The following is a 19,474-nucleotide window of genomic DNA, read 5'->3' on the forward strand; positions in this document are numbered from 1 at the left end:
TTATTTGAATTGCTTAAGAAAACGTAAATCGTTTTCGAAGAAGGCACGTAGGTCGTTAACGCCGTAACGCAGCATCGTTAAACGCTCAACACCCATACCAAAAGCAAAACCAGAGTATTTTTCAGGGTCGATACCGACACTGCGAAGCACATTAGGATGTACCATGCCACAACCTAATACTTCTAACCATTTACCGTTTTTACCCATTACATCAACTTCAGCTGATGGCTCAGTGAACGGGAAGTAAGATGGGCGGAAACGAACTTGCAAATCTTCCTCGAAAAAGTTGCGTAAAAAGTCATGTAAAATGCCTTTTAGCTCCGCAAAGTTAACTTTTTCATCCACTAACAAGCCTTCAACTTGGTGGAACATTGGCGTATGAGTCTGATCGTAGTCATTACGATAAACACGACCTGGAGAAATAATACGTAATGGTGGTTTTTCATGTTCCATCGTGCGAATTTGAACACCTGAAGTCTGCGTGCGTAGCATGACTTTAGGGTTAAAATAAAAGGTATCGTGATCGGCACGTGCAGGATGATGTTCTGAAATATTTAGTGCATCGAAGTTATGGAAGTCATCTTCAATTTCAGGACCATTCTTAACTGAGAAACCAAGTTCACCAAAGAAAGTTTCGATACGTTCTATAGTACGTGTGACAGGATGAAGTCCACCCATCTCAATTGTACGACCGGGTAACGTCACATCGATTTTTTCAGCGATAAGTTGTGCTTCTAATTCCGCAGATTTTAAGCCTTCAATGCGTGCAGAAAGTTCTTTCTGTACAGCTTGTTTAGCTTGGTTGACTGCTTGTCCAAAAGCAGGCTTTTCTGCTGGGCTTAAGCTGCCCATTAATTTCATCATGTCAGTGATTTTACCTTTCTTACCAAGGTAATCGACACGGATATCATCCAATGCCTTTAGATCACTGGCCTTACCTATCACTTCTAAGGCTTGTTCTACGATCTCAGTTAACTGCTGCATTATATCTTCCACTGCATTCTTGCATATCAAATGCGTTAGGGCGCCTAAGGTTCAGGCGACATTATTAGTCTTAGTGTTAAAGCACGCTTTACACTTAGAGCATGGGGTTAAAACAAAAGATGGAATTTTACGTGAGCTAGGTTAATTTTACTAGCATTTATTACAATTTAAGCCAGTAAAATTGAGTATTTATACGCTTTTAGCTCATCAAGTCATGTATATGTTTAATGGATTGTAATGACACATAAATCTCACATCAAACTTAAGCAATACACAACAGCTTCTATCTTGACTCCACCATAAAATATGAGCAAAAAGTCAGCAATTTATAATCCAACTAAAGTTTACCGAACAAGATCCGATATACATTAGTAGCGAGTCATATTATGTAGAGGCGTACATGAAAGAAGTAAAATTTAGATGGATTGACCAATTTTTAATAAAACTAACAATAAAGGCAAAATTCACCATTTTGGCTATGGTGCCAATTTTACTGATTTTGTTACTTACGATAGCGTTAACCACTAGTTTTAAAACGACGTTAGCAGAAGCAGAAATATATGAAGCTATCGCGCTCAATAACAATTATAACCACGCTGTAGAAGTCGCACTAGACTTGCTTAATGAAGAACAAAAACAAACCTTTTTATCAAATATCAACGGCAATAGTAGCGCTGTCAATGTTTCATCATTAGGCCACCAAGCTCAACAAATGGCGCGTCAAGGTGGTGGCTCTATTGAAACAGCAGCTGGATTTGAAGTGCTGAGTAACATTAATAATCACGATATTGTCATCACCACATTAATCCCTCATAGCAATATAGAAGAAAAAGCAGGTAAAAATAATAGCTTAGCCTATGCTTTAACCGCTGTAATCATCATCATCATTTTGCTTTTTTCTTACTATATTTCAACCTTCATTGGTGGTGCATTGTATACCACAGTAATGGCATTGAGACGCGCAGCAGACGGTGACTTGAGTAGTCGATTAAACTTTTTTGAAGTACCTGATGAGTTTAGTTTATTAGCAATTAGTGTCGATACCTTAGTAGACAGACAACATAAACTTGTCCTACAAATGTCGCAGGCAACAGAGCAAATAAGGCAAGTTGTACAATCGTTTAGAGCCACTGCTGAGGACGGTCAAACAGTTGCAGTGAATCAGCGTCAACATTTAGATTCATTAGCGACTGCGATGGAAGAAATGACAGCAGCAGTAAAAGAAGTTGCCCGTAACGCAGAGCAATCGTCATCAGAGACACAAGAAGCAAATAATCAAGTTACCGCAGGCTCTGAAGACATTGCCACAACGGTGCAAGCCATTGATTTATTGTCAACAGAAATTGCTGACGCATCTGATGCTGTTAATGTATTAAATGATAACGCCAGTAAGATTGATGCTGTTGTTACAACAATTAATGCTATTTCTGAGCAAACCAACCTACTCGCTCTGAATGCCGCAATTGAAGCAGCAAGAGCCGGAGAGCAAGGAAGAGGCTTTGCTGTCGTTGCTGATGAAGTCAGAACACTTGCTGGTCGCACGCAATCTGCAACAGTTGAAATCAAAACCATGATTGAAGCATTACAGTCTGGCTCACAAAACCTGACTCAAGTGATGTCTCGCACCGTTGAGCAGGCTGAAGAAGGCAAGAAACATGTACTTCAAACAGGTGAGGATTTAGCAAGTATTGCTCATCACAGTGGTAAGGTATTTGAAATGAGTGTGTTAATTGCCACTTCTGCAGAGGAACAATCAGCAGTAGCAAACGAAATTGCATCAAACTTGATGGAAATCAGGAACCAGTCTCATAACGTTGAAGAAGCGGCCAATATGTCCGTTTCTGGTTGTGATGAACTTAATCGCACCGCAGAAGCGTTAGATAAGTTGATGATAGGTTTGAAGGTTTAACACCTCATAATTTGATAATACGTCTTTAACAAAGCCTTTAATTAAAAAGAGCTTTATAAAAAGCACCATAAACAAAAAAGCGCATTAACAATTCAGTTAACGCGCTTTTTATTTCACACATAAATAATGACCGTTAACGGTTTTTTTCAAGTCTTGCTAACAAACTTGAGGTATCCCAACGGTTACCTTTCATTGCTTGTACTTCTGAGTAGAATTGATCAACTAATGCAGTCACTGGTAAATGGCTGCCATTTTTACGCCCTTCAGCAAGTGCAATGCCTAAATCTTTACGCATCCAATCAATAGCAAAGCCAAAATCATATTCACCCTGCCACATGGTTTGGTAACGATTTTCCATTTGCCAGCTTTGCGCAGCGCCTTTGCTGATCACCTCTACAACTTTTAATCCATCAAGCCCTGCACTTTTAGCAAAATGTAATCCTTCAGCTAAGCCCTGAACCACACCCGCAATACAAATTTGATTAACCATTTTTGTTAATTGACCGGCCCCGACTTCACCTAAAAGCTCAGCACAACGACTGTAGGCATCAATAACAGGTTTGACTTGTTCGAATACGTTTTGTTTTCCACCCATCATCACAGTCAACACGCCATTCTCAGCGCCAGCTTGACCGCCAGATACAGGTGCATCCATAAACTCGATATTTTTACTTGCTAATATGGCCGAAATCTCTCGAGCAACATCAGCTGAAGCTGTCGTGTGATCAACTAAAATAGCGCCATCAGCAATACCATGAATAACACCATTTTCGCCAAGAATAACTTGTTTTAAGTCATCGTCATTGCCTACACAAGTAAATACGATGTCTTGATCTTCTGCGGCTAACTTGGGTGTCAACGCTAATTGGCCATTGTAATCTTTAGTCCATTGCTCTGCTTTGGCCGTAGTACGATTATAAACCGTCACTTGATGCCCCTGTTTTACCAGATGCCCCGCCATTGGATAACCCATTACACCTAAACCAATAAAAGCGACCTTTGCCATACCTTTCCCTTATCATTGTTATTTATGAGATGAAAACGTATTGATTGTAACCTTTAAAGCGCTGGTTTTACATGGGCTTCCATTTCTGCGCCAATGCGTTTACGCATGTCCATCAATCTTAGTGCAGAATCTCGTAACCGAATGTCATCCTCAGTTTCCGGGATCCATTCAGGTACGGAAGTCGGTTTACCGTCATCGTCTACTGCAACCATAATCACAATACAATGAGTCGTTAAGTGACGTTCAGGTTCTTTAGGATCGCCAGCTTTTACATCAATACCTAAATGCATAGAAGATGTGCCGGTATAAATAACTTTGGCGCTGACTTCAACAATATTACCCACATGAATCGGTTTTACGAACCTGATACCGCCTGCATAAACAGTAATACAGTATTTACCGCTCCAACCTGCTGCGCCTGCATAGGCTGCCAAATCAATCCATTTCATCACGGCGCCACCATGGACTTTGCCGCCAAAATTGACATCTGCTGGCTCTGCTAAAAATCGTAATGTAATTTCTCTGTCTACTCCGGCCATTATGCCTCCTAAATTTATGCACTGTCGCCAGTTTACGATATTTCTAATCAGAAGTGGTTAAAAACGCCTAAGTTTAAATAAATATCTCGATTGAATGAATAATTATAATTTAAACCGCAATAAATCAAACATTCTTCATTTTAATTCAGAAACTGAGGCCTATCAGTAAAATAAACTTAAAAACGGTCGTTATAGTAAAAAGCAGGCCAAAAAAAGCAGTAACCTGAGTTACTGCTTATTCACACTTTTAATTAAAGTAACACACTCACTTTGCACGCTTTACGCATCGCCTTTTTTAAATAAAAGCGAACCGTTGGTGCCGCCAAAGCCAAATGAATTACATAATGCATAGTTAAAACGATGCGCTTTAGCAGTGTGAGGCACAAAATCTAAATCACAACCTTCATCCGGATTATCAAGATTAATGGTTGGCGGTACGATTTGATCTCGTAAAGCAAGAATGGTCACAATGGCTTCTACAGAACCCGCAGCACCGAGCAAGTGTCCTGTCATAGATTTAGTGGAGCTGACTAATAAATTATAAGCATGTTCACCAAATACTGACTTAACCGCTGCAGCTTCTGCTTTATCTCCAGCAGGAGTTGAAGTGCCATGGGCATTGATGTAGCCCACTTTTTCATTGTCAATTTGCGCATCATTGATGGCATTTTCCATTGCTGCTGCAGCGCCTGCACCATCAGCTGGAGGTGATGTCATGTGGAATGCATCACCACTCATACCAAAACCAACTAACTCAGCATAGATTTTTGCACCACGTGCTTTGGCATGTTCGTATTCTTCCATAACCATTACACCAGCGCCGTCACCAATAACAAAACCGTCACGGTCTTTATCCCATGGACGACTTGCTGCCGTTGGGTCATCATTGCGTGTTGATAATGCTTTTGCTGAACCAAACCCGGCAACGGCTAATGGACAAGTCACATCCTCTGCGCCGCCAGCAACCATGACATCTGCATCACCGTAGGCGATTGTACGCGCTGCAAAACCGATATTGTGGACACCTGTCGTACAAGCTGTTGTTACAGCAAAGTTCGGGCCTGTCATACCATATTTTATTGATAAGTGACCTGAAATCATATTGATAATGGTACTCGGCACAAAAAATGGAGACACTTTACGAGGACCAGACTTTAATAATGCGGCATGGTTTTGTTCGATTAATGGCATTCCGCCCATTCCCGCACCAATGGCGGTACCCACTCTTGCAGGGTTTTCTTGTGACATATCCAAACCGGCATCGTTCATGGCTTGAATACCAGCAGCCATACCGTATTGGATAAATAAATCCATTTTGCGCGCATCTTTGCGTGATAAGTACTGTTCGATGTCAAAGTCTTTTACTGAACCGCTGAAACGAGTTCCGTATTCAGATGCATCAAATTTAGTTATGGGTGCAATACCACTTTTACCCGCTAATAAAGACTGCCAAGAAGTATCAACATCGTTACCCACTGGAGTAACTAGTCCTAGGCCTGTAATCACGACACGACGTTTAGACACAGTATTCACCTTTGAAATAAATAGGCATAAGCCAAATAAAGATAATTGGTTAATCCATCACCAACAAACAAGGTTAATTGGGCAGATAAGAATCGAGCAGAAGGATTAACGCGTTGAAAATAAGTCTAGTCGAAAAAAATCGACTTCAGAAACAAAAACAGGCGGCATAAATGCCACCTGTTTTTGTAAATCTGGGATTACTGATTCTTTGAAACGTAATCGATCGCTGCTTGAACAGTAGTGATCTTTTCAGCTTCTTCATCAGGGATCTCGGTGTCAAACTCTTCTTCTAGAGCCATAACCAATTCAACAGTGTCCAGAGAATCTGCACCTAAATCGTCTACGAATGATGCAGCTGATTTAACGTCTTCTTCTTTAACGCCAAGTTGCTCAATGATGATTTTCTTTACACGTTCTTCGATGTTGCTCATTAGTTTTCTTTCCTATTCAAATTACACACTTGCGTAAGATTGCGAGTAGTTTATTCGATCCAGCTGACAATGCAAGCTTAGTTTTCGTGGTCTAACCACGAAAATTATCATACTTTGATATCAAACGAGATTCAATAAAGTCGTTGCCATAAAAGGCGATTAAACCATGTACATTCCGCCATTTACATGCAGGGTTTCACCTGTTATGTAAGCAGCTGAGTCAGATGCCAAGAATAAAACAGCATTAGCAATTTCTTGTGCTTGTCCTAAACGTTCCATTGGAACTTGAGACATAATGGCTTGTTGTTGCTCTTCATTTAGCTCATCAGTCATATCAGTTTGAATGAAACCTGGTGCAATAGCATTAACTGTTATTTGACGAGATGCAACCTCTCTAGCAAGAGATTTTGTAAATCCGATCAATCCAGCTTTTGCCGCAGAGTAATTTACTTGCCCTGCATTGCCCATTGTACCTACAACTGAGCCAATATTAATAATGCGGCCATTACGTTTTTTCATCATAGAACGCATAACAGGTTTAGATAATCTAAACAGTGAAGTCAAATTGGTGTCAACGATATCTTGCCACTCATCATCTTTCATTCTCATCAATAAATTATCACGAGTAATACCCGCATTGTTAATCAGAATATCAACATCACCGGCTTTTTCTTTGATCTGGGTGAATAATTGCGCAACTGACTCACTATCGGTGACGTTTAAAACTAAACCATGACCTTTATCACCAAGGTAATCTTGAATTGCTGCAGCACCTTTCTCACTTGTTGCTGTACCAATAACTACAGCGCCAGCTTCAACCAGAGTTTCTGATATAGCGCGGCCGATACCACGGCTTGCACCTGTAACTAAAGCTACTTTGCCTGTTAAATTCATGCTAATGCTCATGTCTTTTCCTTATTGGATTAAAGCAGATAAAGACGCAGCATTATTCACAGCTTGCCCCTTTAACGATTTATTTATTCTTTTTGTTAACCCTGTTAGTACCTTTCCAGGTCCCATTTCAACAAGTTCAGTAACACCTTGAGAAGCAATAAACTCAATTGTTTCGCTCCAGCGCACTGGGCAATATAATTGGCGTACTAACGCATCTTTTATATCTGACTCTGATGTAGGAGCAGCAACATCAACGTTATTGATAACATTGATCGTTGGCTCATTAAACGTAATAGCTTCAAGTGCAGCAGCAAGCTTTTCTGCCGCAGGTTTCATAAGTGCACAATGTGAAGGCACACTCACAGGTAGTGCAACAGCCATTTTAGCACCAGCAGCTTTACATGCTGCAGCTGCTCTTTCAGTTGCTTCTTTTTCACCAGCAATAACCACTTGGCCAGGGCTGTTAAAGTTTACCGGACTGACGACTGCACCATTGGCAGACTCTTCACAGGCTTTTGCAATTGAATCGTTATCTAGACCAATTACAGCAAACATTGCCCCTGTTCCCGCAGGAACCGCTTGTTGCATTAATTGGCCACGCAGCTCAACTAATTTCACTGCGTCTTCAAATGCTATTACGCCACCGCAAACTAGTGCTGAGTACTCACCCAAACTATGACCTGCTAGTAATGCAGGCTTAGCTGCACCACTTTCTTCATACGCACGCCAAATAGCAACACTTGCTGTTAATAATGCAGGTTGAGTTTTATCTGTTTCATTAAGTTTTTCAGCAGGACCATCTTGTGTTAACGCCCATAAGTCGTAACCTAAAACCGCACTTGCTTGAGAAAAAGTTTCTGTGACAATGGGAAATTCAACCGCAAGATCAGCTAACATGCCAACAGCTTGTGAACCTTGTCCAGGAAAAACGAAAGCCATATTTTCCATTATAATTATTACCTTTTTTCGTTCATGAAAAATGAAATAGAACTTCACCAATACTATAAATAAAAAGACACAGAAATCTATGTCTTTAGGTGTCTAGTAGCTTACTGGTGATATTACAAAAAATCTAGAATCTTACTAATGCACTACCCCAAGCAAATCCGCCACCGAATGCTTCAAGTAATATAAGCTGACCACGTTGAATTCGACCATCTCTTACTGCTTCATCCAATGCAATAGGCACTGATGCAGCAGAAGTATTGCCATGCTTTGCTAAGGTCAATACGACTTTGTCTAAACTCATATCCAACTTTTTAGCTGTTGCTTTGATAATTCTGAAGTTAGCTTGATGAGGTACTAACCAATCAATCTCAGATTTATCGATATTGTTAATTCGCAAGGTTTCAGTTACAACATGTGATAGCTGAGTGACAGCAAATTTGAATACATCATTCCCTTTCATTGTCATGAAGCTAACGGCTTCTGACGACTCTGCTGCTCTTGGTGGGAATGAACACTTTAATAAATCGCCCTGACGGCCATCTGCATATATGTGCGTTGAAATAATACCGGGTTGTTCACTTGCACCAATCACGGCTGCACCAGCGCCGTCACCAAATAAAATCACTGTGGTCCTATCTTCAGGATCACACAAACGTGATAACACATCAGCACCTATGACCAATACTTTCTTTGCTGCACCGGTTTTAACAAACTGATCAGCTACAGATAATGCATAAACAAAGCCTGAACACGCAGCGGCAATATCAAAAGCAGGAATGGTGTGAATGCCTAATAATTTTTGTATTTCACATGCGGCAGCAGGAAAAGCATTACTTGCGCTCGTAGTACCACAAACAATCATATCAAGCTCACTGGCCTCAACACCGGCCATTTCTAATGCCTGTAATGCTGCTTGATACCCCATCGTGGTCACAGTTTCATCTTCAGCGGCAATGCGGCGTTCAGATATTCCTGTACGCTCCACAATCCATTGATCTGAAGTTTCAACCATTTTTTCTAGATCGTGATTACTACGAACTTGCACCGGTAGATAACTACCAGTTCCGAGAATTTTTGTATGCATATAATGAGATCAGTTATTGATGTCTAAAAGAATCGTCTCCAAACGATCTTTAATCATTTCTGGAAGACGACGTTTCGCTTCTGTAGCAGCTAAATTAATTGCTTGTAAATATGCTGCTTCATCTGCATTTCCGTGACTCTTTACTACTATTCCGCGCAATCCTATCAGACTTGCACCATTATAGTGGTCGGGGTTCATCTTACTAAGCACAGATTGTATACGTGGAGCGAGGAGTTTAGACAACATCCGAACGAATAAACCTTGCGTTAAGCCTCGTTTTAACTGATGTACGAGTAACTTCGCTATTCCTTCAGAAGTTTTTAAAGTGATATTGCCGACAAATCCATCACAAACAATGACATCAACATTTCCAGTGAATATTTCATCACCTTCAATAAATCCTGTGTAATTGACTTGCTCGGTATCAATTAAGTATTGAGCGGCTTGTTGAACTTGATCATTTCCCTTAACGTCTTCTATTCCGACATTAAGTAATGCAATTTTGGGTTTGGCACGTTTATGGACAGCTTCACATAAAACAGAGCCCATGACAGCAAACTGAAAAAGGGTTTCAGAATCACAGGACACATTAGCGCCAAGATCTAATAGATATACAGGCTTACCTGTAACAGCAGGCAAACAACTCACTAAAGCAGGTCTATCAACACCCGGTAAGGTTTTGAGTAATATTTTAGCGAGTGCCATTAAAGCACCTGTATTACCCGCACTCACACACGCTTGTGCCTTGCCGTCTTTAACAAGCTCTAATGCAAGACGCATAGAACTTTGCTTACGAGAACGAATGGCATGAATAGGCCTATCACCCATGGTGATAACTTCAGTGGTATGAACAATTTGAATGCGTGCACGAATGGCACTGTCAATCTCAACTAAAAAGGGATCAATCTCGGCTTGATTGCCTACAAGAATTAATGATAGTTGGGAATTGAATTTAAGTGCCTGCAAGGCTGCAGGCACTGTGACGGAAGGGCCATTATCGCCCCCCATCACATCCAACGCGAGCGTCAGATCCGTCATAAGATTAGCAACAAATTACTTGTTGATAACCTTTTTACCGCGGTAGAAACCATCAGCAGTCACGTTGTGACGTAGATGTAATTCACCGCTAGTAGCGTCTACAGATAATTGAGCTGTGCTCAATGCATCGTGTGAACGGCGCATGCCGCGCTTTGAACGTGATTTTTTATTCTGTTGTACAGCCATTTGACTTGTCTCCTAGATTACTTGCTCTTCAGTTTTTCTAACACTGCAAACGGATTTGGACGCTCCTCTTGAGAGGGCTCGATTTCGCCTACAGCTATGTCACTTGTTCCTAGATTGCAATCAGCATTCTGATGCATAGGAATAATTGGCATAGCGATTATCAATTCATCTTCAATCAACTGATGCAGACGAACTTCACCAATTTCATTGCACTCAATCGGCTCATACGCATCCGGGAGCTCATCGATTTCTTCTTGAGTCTTACAAGGACTAAAGGAGAAGTCGACCGTAACCTCTGTGGTATATGGTGTCATGCAACGTTGACATAGCAGAGTGAGCTCCGTCACAGCCTTCCCGCTAAGGTAGACTATCCCCTGAATATCGACGCCACATTCTAACGACACTGTCACATCGGAACAATCGCCAGCACATAACTCGTTTAATCGCTTATTCTGTCTGCCTGGAACAATGCCTTCATAACGAAGACCACTGGCAGCAGTTCGAATAGGATCAATTGATACTGGTATCTTTACTGTTTGCATAAGGCGCGCATATTATAGTTTGAAAACGCTAGAGTCAAAGGAAATTTATCCAAATTGCGGTTAAATACATAACCAAACAAAATGAACGATTAACTAAAACGCCAACATTAAAATTGATCGAAGCGAAATATTACCTGTGACCGCGAGCGATCACAAGCGTGATCCGACTAAATTTACTGCATTTGAACGCAATTTTGACTTAATATAGTCGCAATTGGACAAATAGACGAATCGCACCCCATGAATACAAAAATCATCTTAGCTTCAACATCCATTTATCGCAAAGAAATCCTCAGTAAATTGCAGCTTCCATTTGACTGTATTTCACCTGAAACAGACGAGACAGCACTAGAGAATGAAACCGCTGAAGAGTTGGTATTAAGACTAGCAAAAGCCAAGGCTCTCGCAGGGGCTAAACTATATCAGCAAACAAGTCAGACAAACGATGAGGCACTGGTCATTGGTTCAGATCAAGTAGCCGTTATTAATGGCAATATTATCGGTAAACCACTGACACAAGACAATGCAATCAAACAATTACAACAAGCTTCAGGTCAAGCTATCACCTTTTATACTGGCCTTAGTGTCATTAATAGCGATAGTTTACAAGCCCATTCCATCGTAGAACCCTTTACTGTTCACTTTAGGCAGTTAACCCTTGAAGAAATCACTCGTTACGTAGAGCTTGAGCAACCGTTATATTGTGCAGGAAGTTTTAAGTCTGAAGGCTTAGGAATTGCACTGTTTGACAAATTAGCTGGTGATGACCCAAATACATTAATTGGTTTACCACTGATTAAGCTTATCGCTTTGTTAAAACGCCATGGATTAGACGTTCTGACATCTCAATAAAATACACAAATTATTTTTTACTAGAAAACCTAACCCCTTCCAGAAGTTTACAAGGCCCGTTTAAAAGCTTAATTAACCAAGAAATAGATAATAAAAAGCCGCAGATTGAGCTGCGGCTGATAGAAGCATGTTTTGCAACCGTCAACGAATATTTGTGAAAGAGTCGACTTATATATGCAACAGAATATCTTGCGGCGAATTAACTGTATTTGTCGGTGACTGGGTTAGTAAATCTTCTAGGCTATGGGCGCCATAAGTCACTCCAATACTATTCACGCCAGCATTATTAGCCATCGCAATATCTAATTTTGAATCACCTATCATTACCGTTTTACTTGGACAAATGTCCAATTCTTCAAGCAATGAAGTAATCATAGATGGATGCGGTTTAGATTCCGCCTCATCAGCCGAACGTGTTGCAATAAAATAATGACCTAAGCCTGTCTCAGTAAGCATACGGTCAAGGCCTGCTCGGCGTTTACCTGTCGCGATAGCAAGCGTCTGCCCATTGGCTTGAATCTGTGAAAGCACTGACTCAATACCATCAAATAAAGGCGAAGGCGTCGCGTTAATATTCATATAATAGTTTTTATAAGCTTCAAGCAATGCATCATATTGTTCAGGATTGTCAGGAAATAATTTTTCCATCGCAGGTAATATAGACAATCCAATGATGTCTCGAACTTGTTGCTCTGACGGCACAAGTAAATTCAATTCTTTGGCAACACATTGCATGCAATCAACAATCTTACCAATTGAATCCATTAATGTGCCATCCCAATCAAAAATCACTAACTCATACTGCTTAATTGTGTCTTGATTCATGCGCGTTTCAGCTTTTCCAATGTTGATTGTAATACGTCATCTAATGGCGCTTTCACTATTTTGACTTCATCATTTTCTGGATGAATGAATTTAAGTTCTGCCGCATGCAAAAATAGGCGATTTAACCCTTTTTCGCGCATTGCATCATCAAATTTTTGCTCACTATATTTATCATCACAAGCGATAGCATGATCCGCAAATTGACAATGAACACGGATTTGATGAGTACGGCCAGTGACAGGGCTTGCCTTTACAAGGGTACAACCTTGATAACGCTGCATGATTTTATAACGAGTTTCAGAAGGCTTCCCCTCTTGATTCACACGAACAATACGTTCACCAGACTTTAGAGTAATTTTCAACAGCGGCGCTTTAACGACTTTATCTTTCGCTTGCCAATCACCACGCACCAACGCCAAATAATCTTTTTGCATGGTTTTTTTACGTAATTGATCATGCAAATGCTTTAATGCACTTCGCTTTTTAGCGATGAGGAGAACCCCTGAGGTATCTTTATCCAGACGATGTACTAGTTCTAAAAACTTTTGTTGTGGACGCAAAGAGCGTAAGCCCTCAATCACACCAAAATCCACACCACTGCCACCGTGAACTGCAATTCCAGCCGGCTTATTTAATACGATTAAGTGATTATCTTCATGAATAATGCGTTGTTCTAGCTGAGTCACTTTAGATAATTTAGGTGACGGCGCTGTTCGATAATCTTTCTCAGCCATTCTGACTGGTGGAATACGAACCACATCATCAATTTGTAATTTGTACTCAGGTTTAATGCGTTTTTTGTTAACTCTAACCTCGCCCTTTCGCACAATACGATAAATCATGCTTTTAGGGACACCTTTAAGTTTGGTGAGTAAAAAATTATCAATGCGTTGCTCAAAATGATCTTCATCAATGGTGACCAACTGAACTTTCGTGGGAGTTTCTGTATTCATGATGCGCCTATAGTAATTACGAGGCACATTGTACCCTAAGTTTTGCTTGGATGGGACAATAAGAATGTGTGGTTTTTATTGCTGTATAAATTGTTTATTGCTATATTTGCGCTGTGATTGAGGATAAACAGTGAATAAATTGTTCACAAGCTCAAATCATTACGGTGTTTTTTCAGTAGAATTCATGAGCACGACAGGTAGCAAGTCATTGATTTGCAAATTGTAAACATCACAATTCGATTAGTATCGTTTTTACAGTTAAACCGTCTGCTTAATCATTATTTACTAAGTTTTCCTGAAAACCTACGCCCCCCTATTCGAACAAATTTTAGCTTGTTATCAAACAGACAGATTCGTCTTGGGCATTACCGGAAAAGAAATTTAAATTTATGGGGTTTGTTGGCGATTAACAACGAATTCCTTGTTTTTGTAATTATTAAAAAATAAGCCATAAATAGGTCGCGACACGCAGCGAATGCGTCTTACAGCAATGCGCACCTAACTTGCCTAAAAACCAGCCGTGAGGCTTAGTGAACAACAATTTTAGGCCCGTAATGCAACGAAATCTCGACGTTTGATGACCTTATTAGAAGAATTAAGTCATCATGAAACGTATGTTAATTAATGCAACTCAATCGGAAGAGTTGCGTGTTGCCCTAGTAGATGGGCAACAATTGTATGATCTGGATATCGAAAGCCCAGGCCATGAACAAAAAAAATCAAATATCTATAAAGGCACCATTACTCGCGTAGAACCTTCATTAGAAGCTGCGTTTGTTGATTACGGCGCTGACCGTCACGGTTTCCTTCCATTAAAAGAAATCGCTCGCGAATACTTCCCTAAAGGATACTCTTTCCAAGGCCGCCCAAATATCAAAGAAGTGGTATCTGAAGGCCAAGAAGTTATCGTCCAAATCGATAAAGAAGAACGTGGTAATAAAGGCGCTGCCTTAACAACGTTTATCTCTCTTGCTGGCTCTTATTTAGTTCTGATGCCAAATAATCCTCGTGCTGGCGGCATTTCGCGTCGTATCGAAGGTGATGAGCGTACTGAGCTTAAAGCGGCTATGTCAGAGTTAACTGTACCAAATGGTATGGGTCTGATTGTACGTACTGCTGGTGTTGGTAAAGATGCTGCTGAATTAAAGTGGGACTTAAAAGTTTTACAACACCACTGGGAAGCAATTCAAGAAGCAGCTCAGAGTAAACCTGCGCCATTTTTGATTCATCAAGAAAGTAACGTGATTGTTCGTGCAATCCGTGATTACTTACGTCGTGACGTGGGCGAAATACTCATTGACCATCCACGAATCTATGAAGAAGCAAAACAGCATATTGGTTTAGTACGCCCTGATTTCGTTGAACGTGTTAAGCGTTACGAGTCTGAAGTACCATTGTTCACACACTTCCAAATCGAATCTCAAATTGAGTCAGCATTCCAACGTGAAGTGCGCTTGCCGTCTGGTGGTTCAATCGTAATTGACCCAACGGAAGCACTAACTTCAATCGATATCAACTCAGCCCGTGCAACAAAAGGCGGCGATATCGAAGAAACAGCGTTAAACACCAACTTAGAAGCGGCAGACGAAATTGCGCGTCAATTACGTTTACGTGATTTAGGCGGTTTAGTCGTCATCGATTTCATTGATATGACGCCAGTTAGACACCAACGTGAAGTTGAGAATAGAATGCGTGATGCGGTTCATTTAGACCGCGCTCGTGTTCAGCTTGGCCGTATTTCACGTTTTGGTTTAATGGAAATGTCTCGTCAACGTCTACGCCCTTCTCTTGGCGAATCAGCAGCGCATTTATGTCCCCGCTGTCATGGCCAAGGTACAATTCGTAGTACTGAGTCATTAGCGCTTTCTATTCTTCGTTTAATGGAAGAAGAAGCCATTAAAGAGAACACGTCTCAAATTGAAGCTGTTGTTCCTGTTGATGTTGCTGCGTTCTTATTAAATGAAAAACGTAAAGCAATTCGCATTACAGAAGAACGTCACAATGTTGAAGTGTATGTCATTCCTGATTCTCACATGACAACACCTGACTACCGTGTATCTCGTTTAAGAAGCGACGATGAAGTCGTTGAATCAAGCTACAAGCGTGTAGAAAAGCCTGAAGCTAAATTATACGAGCCTCGCAAACTTGAACGTGCTGAAGCGCCTCAACCTGCGATTAAAGGTTTCGGTACGCCGAAAGCTGCAGCAAAGCCTGCTGTAGAAGCAAAACCAAAAGCAACGGAATCAGCGCCGTCAGAGCCCGGTTTCTTCGCTAAAATGGTTTCTGCTATCAGCAAGCTATTCTCATCAGATGAACCTGCTAAGAAAGAATCGAAGCAGTCTGATAAGAATCGCAAAGAAGGTCAAAATAATCGCCGTAACCGTCGTAATGACTCTCGCCGAAATGACAACCGTCGCAACCGTAACGATAACCGCAGTGATAATCGTAATGATGCTGACAACAAAGGCAGAGACAACAAAGGCCGTAATAAGAAGGCTGACAGAGATGTTGCAAATAAAGAACAACAAGAAAAACGTCAGTCTAAAAACGACCAACGTAACAAGGCTAACAAGTCTGCAGATAAGTCTCGCCCAGAAGGAGAGAAGTCTCCTAAGCAAGAAGCTGCAAGAGAGCGTCGTCAACGTCGTAACATGCGTCGTAAAGTTCGTATCGAAAACGAACAAAGTGAAGCAAAACTAAATGAAGTTGAAGTAGCTGAAAATGCTAAATCTGCTGATGTAACTGCAAAGCCAAATGCGGAGCAATCAGCTAAACCAACACGCACTCGTCGCCCAAGAAAAGACAACAAGGCGAAAGTTGAAACTGAAGCGAATGCTGAATCTGTAGCAGTTAAACCCTCATTAGATGCCACGGTATCTAAAGTTGAAGCCAGCGCAGAAGTTCCAACTGAAACCACTATTGAAACTAAGGTTGAGCCAAAAGCTGAAACTGTTGTTGAAACAACTGACGCTGTAGCTGCAACAAATAATGCAGCCTCTGAAGCAACTGCTCCTGCTAAAGTTGAATCATCGGACGCTTCAGATGAAGCAACCTCAGAAGACAACGAAGAGAAACAAGGTCAACGTCGTAGCCGTCGTAGCCCACGCCATCTTCGTGCAGCTGGACAACGTCGCCGCCGTGATGAAGATGAAACAGCACCTTCTGCAGCCGTATTTACGCCTGTAGATGAACTAGAAAAGCAACTTGATGCTGAACAAGCTGCAGTAGAAGTCACTACAGAGCCAGCTCCTGCTGTTGAAGCTCCTACTTCTCAAACTGTAGAAACTGAAACACCAGCTGTGACTGACGATAAAGTTGAAGTTACGCAAGAAGTAACGTCAACTGACACTCAAAAAGTTGTCGAGGCTTCAGAGAAGGTTGAGACGCCTGTTGAGTCAGCTCGTGAAGTTGAAGCGCCAGTCGAAGCACCTGTAGCTGAAACTGCAGACGTTATCGAAACAGCACCGCAAGCAGAGACATCAAACAATGTAGTTAAACCTGCCGAAGTTGAAGCTAAGGTTGAAGTTGAAGCTAAGGTTGAAGCTACGGTTGAAGTTAAGGCTGAGCCTGCAAAAGCTGAGGCTGTAAAAACTGAACCAGTAAAAGCTGAAACAGTAACTAAAGATAATTCAATTGCATCAGCACCAATGGCTAAGCCAGCTGCAATCGAACGTAAAGTGGTTACTGCACCAGTTGCTGCCGAAACTAAAACAGAAACTAAAACAGAAGCGAAAACTGATGCACCGGCTAAAAAGCCTGCTGCTAGTCGCTTTGGTTCAATGGTCATGTCAGAAACAACTAAACCTGTATCTGAAGTGCGTCAGCAGCAAGCTGTACCAAAAGGTCGTGAATACCAAAAATCACAACCTGATGCTGAAACGGTAAAATCAAAAGTAGCTAACAGCGCATCTTCTGATACCACTAAAGCATAAACTCAAATACTGAGCCTAATATAGACTCCTAAAAAACCACGCTAAATAGCGTGGTTTTTTTTTGAGTCTACGTTGGTCAAATATAGTAATTAAACTGAATTAAGCTTAAATTCAGGTTTAGTGAAGCATTAAATTTTGTTAACATACGCACACTTTAATTTTCAAACACTTCAATTGTTTTCAGAGGCTAAATGTTCGATCTACTACGTCATAAAACCAGCAGTAGCAAAGCAGATATACTATCAGGTTTAACTGTTGCTCTTGCGCTTATTCCAGAAGCTGTTGCTTTTGCATTCGTCGCACAAGTTGAACCTATGGTAGGTTTATACGCAGCCTTTATTATGGGGTTAATCACTGCTGTAATTGGTGGTCGTCCAGGAATGATTTCTGGTGCAACCGGTGCAATGGCTGTTGTCATGGTATCACTAGTTGTTGAACATGGCGTTCAATACCTATTTGCGGCGGTCGTGCTGGCGGGGATAATTCAAATATCTGCAGGTATATTTAAACTCGGTAAATTTATCCGTATTGTACCGTACCCAGTGATGATCGGATTTGTTAATGGTCTCGCGATTGTGATTTTCTTAGCACAACTTGGTCAATTCCAAGTTAAAGATGCTGCAGGCAACATGGTATGGCTAGGTCAAGAGCCGTTAATGATAATGCTTGGCTTAGTTGCTTTGACCATGGCAATTATTCATTTTTTACCCAAAATAACCACAGCTATCCCCTCTTCATTGGTGGCAATTTTAACAGTAACCGCATTAGTTGTTGGACTAGACTTAGATACACGCAATGTACTCGACTTTTTGAAAACAATGAGTGGTGATGAGCAAGCCACTATTGCTGGCAGCTTACCAAGCTTCTCAATTCCGAGTGTGCCGTTTACCTTAGAAACCCTTTATATCATTTTACCTTATGCCTGTATTTTAGCGGCAGTTGGCTTAATCGAATCGTTACTAACCTTAACGGTAATCGATGAAATGACAAACAGCCGTGGTCGAGGTAACAAAGAATGTGTTGGTCAAGGTGTGGGTAACATTACCAGTGGCTTCTTTGGCGCAATGGGCGGCTGTGCGATGATTGGTCAATCAATGATTAACATCAACTCTGGTGGTCGTGGCCGTTTATCTGGTATCACAGCTGCACTAGCTTTACTTGCGTTTATTCTGTTTGGTGCTGCGTTCATCGAAATCATTCCACTTGCCGCATTGGTCGGTGTAATGTTCATCGTGGTATTAGGCACGTTCGAGTGGGCAAGTTTTAAAGTCATGCGTAAAGTACCTAAGCATGATGCTTTTGTTATTGTGTTAGTGACAACGGTAACCGTATTTACTGACTTAGCCTTTGCTGTGTTTGTTGGTGTTATTGTGTCTGCACTTGTATTTGCATGGGAGCACGCTAAACACATCAACGTTGAAACTAGTACCGATGCTAACGATTGGAAAGTTTATAAACTGAATGGCCCGCTGTTTTTCGGCTCAGTTTCAAACTTCCTAGAGTTATTTGATGCTGCTGACGATCCTGAAGATGTGATTGTGGATTTCCAAAACTCACGTGTTGCTGACCATTCAGCATTAGATGCTATTGATACCTTGGCTGAGCGCTATGTTGCTGCGGGTAAACGACTGCATTTAAGACATTTAAGCCCTGACTGTAAAGAGTTACTACATAAAGCTCGTGACTTAGTTGAGATTAATGTTATCGAAGATCCACATTACAAAGTCGCAGATGATGCACTTGACTCATAAAATACATTAGCCTTTTAAAGCTAATTTATACATAAAAAAGGCGAACTATTCAGTTCGCCTTTTTTATGTTAATACG

General features: G+C 41.1%; 17 protein-coding genes. 4 read left to right on the forward strand and 13 right to left on the reverse strand.

Annotation, left to right across the window (positions count from 1 at the left end):
• Positions 1–984, reverse strand: coding sequence for a phenylalanine--tRNA ligase subunit alpha (pheS, locus tag A9267_RS03675; RefSeq protein ID WP_055024428.1), 984 nt, complete (start codon positions 982–984; stop codon positions 1–3).
• A gap of 400 nt (positions 985–1,384) precedes the next feature.
• Here pheS and A9267_RS03680 point away from each other — a divergent pair, with 400 nt between their 5' ends.
• Positions 1,385–2,893: a methyl-accepting chemotaxis protein gene (locus tag A9267_RS03680; protein ID WP_065108273.1), complete on the forward strand. Its 1,509-nt coding sequence runs from the start codon at positions 1,385–1,387 to the stop codon at positions 2,891–2,893.
• A 133-nt stretch (positions 2,894–3,026) separates the two neighbouring features.
• Here the strand turns inward: A9267_RS03680 and A9267_RS03685 are convergent, their stop codons facing one another.
• The 10 genes from A9267_RS03685 to yceD form a co-directional block, all read right to left on the reverse strand.
• Entirely contained in the window at positions 3,027–3,899 is an 873-nt protein-coding gene (locus A9267_RS03685) for an NAD(P)-dependent oxidoreductase (protein WP_065108274.1), read from the reverse strand.
• Positions 3,900–3,952: 53 nt separating this feature from the next.
• Positions 3,953–4,438 (reverse strand): acyl-CoA thioesterase, encoded by a 486-nt coding sequence (locus A9267_RS03690; RefSeq protein ID WP_055024425.1) that lies wholly within the window; start codon positions 4,436–4,438, stop codon positions 3,953–3,955.
• 279 nt (positions 4,439–4,717) lie between these two features.
• Entirely contained in the window at positions 4,718–5,962 is a 1,245-nt protein-coding gene (gene fabF / locus A9267_RS03695; RefSeq protein ID WP_065108275.1) for a beta-ketoacyl-ACP synthase II, read from the reverse strand.
• A gap of 197 nt (positions 5,963–6,159) precedes the next feature.
• Positions 6,160–6,393, reverse strand: a complete 234-nt coding sequence (gene acpP / locus A9267_RS03700; RefSeq protein WP_011496723.1) for an acyl carrier protein — start codon at positions 6,391–6,393, stop codon at positions 6,160–6,162.
• Positions 6,394–6,552: 159 nt separating this feature from the next.
• Complete coding sequence (gene fabG / locus A9267_RS03705; protein WP_065108276.1) at positions 6,553–7,299, reverse strand: 3-oxoacyl-ACP reductase FabG; 747 nt, start codon at positions 7,297–7,299, stop codon at positions 6,553–6,555.
• Positions 7,300–7,308: 9 nt separating this feature from the next.
• Positions 7,309–8,235 (reverse strand): ACP S-malonyltransferase, encoded by a 927-nt coding sequence (gene fabD, locus A9267_RS03710; RefSeq protein ID WP_055024422.1) that lies wholly within the window; start codon positions 8,233–8,235, stop codon positions 7,309–7,311.
• Positions 8,236–8,359: 124 nt separating this feature from the next.
• The gene (locus A9267_RS03715; RefSeq protein ID WP_055024421.1) at positions 8,360–9,319 is read right to left on the reverse strand and encodes a beta-ketoacyl-ACP synthase III; all 960 of its coding nucleotides are present in this window, start codon (positions 9,317–9,319) and stop codon (positions 8,360–8,362) included.
• A gap of 9 nt (positions 9,320–9,328) precedes the next feature.
• Positions 9,329–10,357, reverse strand: coding sequence for a phosphate acyltransferase PlsX (gene plsX / locus A9267_RS03720; RefSeq protein ID WP_055024420.1), 1,029 nt, complete (start codon positions 10,355–10,357; stop codon positions 9,329–9,331).
• A 15-nt stretch (positions 10,358–10,372) separates the two neighbouring features.
• Positions 10,373–10,543: a 50S ribosomal protein L32 gene (rpmF, locus tag A9267_RS03725; RefSeq protein WP_011496728.1), complete on the reverse strand. Its 171-nt coding sequence runs from the start codon at positions 10,541–10,543 to the stop codon at positions 10,373–10,375.
• Between the two features lie 17 nt (positions 10,544–10,560).
• On the reverse strand, positions 10,561–11,085 hold the full coding sequence (gene yceD, locus A9267_RS03730; protein ID WP_055024419.1) for a 23S rRNA accumulation protein YceD: 525 nt from the start codon (positions 11,083–11,085) through the stop codon (positions 10,561–10,563).
• Positions 11,086–11,325: 240 nt separating this feature from the next.
• Here yceD and A9267_RS03735 point away from each other — a divergent pair, with 240 nt between their 5' ends.
• Positions 11,326–11,937 carry a Maf family protein gene (locus tag A9267_RS03735; protein ID WP_065108277.1) on the forward strand — a complete coding sequence of 204 codons (612 nt, stop codon included), beginning with the start codon at positions 11,326–11,328 and terminating at the stop codon, positions 11,935–11,937.
• 168 nt (positions 11,938–12,105) lie between these two features.
• Here A9267_RS03735 and A9267_RS03740 read toward each other — a convergent pair whose 3' ends face one another.
• Positions 12,106–12,762, reverse strand: coding sequence for an HAD-IA family hydrolase (locus tag A9267_RS03740; protein ID WP_065108278.1), 657 nt, complete (start codon positions 12,760–12,762; stop codon positions 12,106–12,108).
• Entirely contained in the window at positions 12,759–13,715 is a 957-nt protein-coding gene (gene rluC, locus A9267_RS03745) for a 23S rRNA pseudouridine(955/2504/2580) synthase RluC (protein WP_065108279.1), read from the reverse strand. The genes A9267_RS03740 and rluC overlap by 4 nt, the downstream gene beginning before the upstream one ends.
• Positions 13,716–14,320: 605 nt before the next feature.
• On the opposite strand from rluC, the gene rne reads away from it, so the two are divergent.
• On the forward strand, positions 14,321–17,647 hold the full coding sequence (gene rne / locus A9267_RS03750; protein ID WP_065108280.1) for a ribonuclease E: 3,327 nt from the start codon (positions 14,321–14,323) through the stop codon (positions 17,645–17,647).
• A gap of 191 nt (positions 17,648–17,838) precedes the next feature.
• Positions 17,839–19,398 carry a SulP family inorganic anion transporter gene (locus tag A9267_RS03755; protein ID WP_065108281.1) on the forward strand — a complete coding sequence of 520 codons (1,560 nt, stop codon included), beginning with the start codon at positions 17,839–17,841 and terminating at the stop codon, positions 19,396–19,398.
• Positions 19,399–19,474 lie beyond the last annotated feature (76 nt).

The sequence above is a fragment of the Shewanella sp. UCD-FRSSP16_17 genome, from assembly GCF_001675935.1.
In the GTDB taxonomy this organism is placed as follows: Bacteria; Pseudomonadota; Gammaproteobacteria; order Enterobacterales; family Shewanellaceae; genus Shewanella; species Shewanella japonica.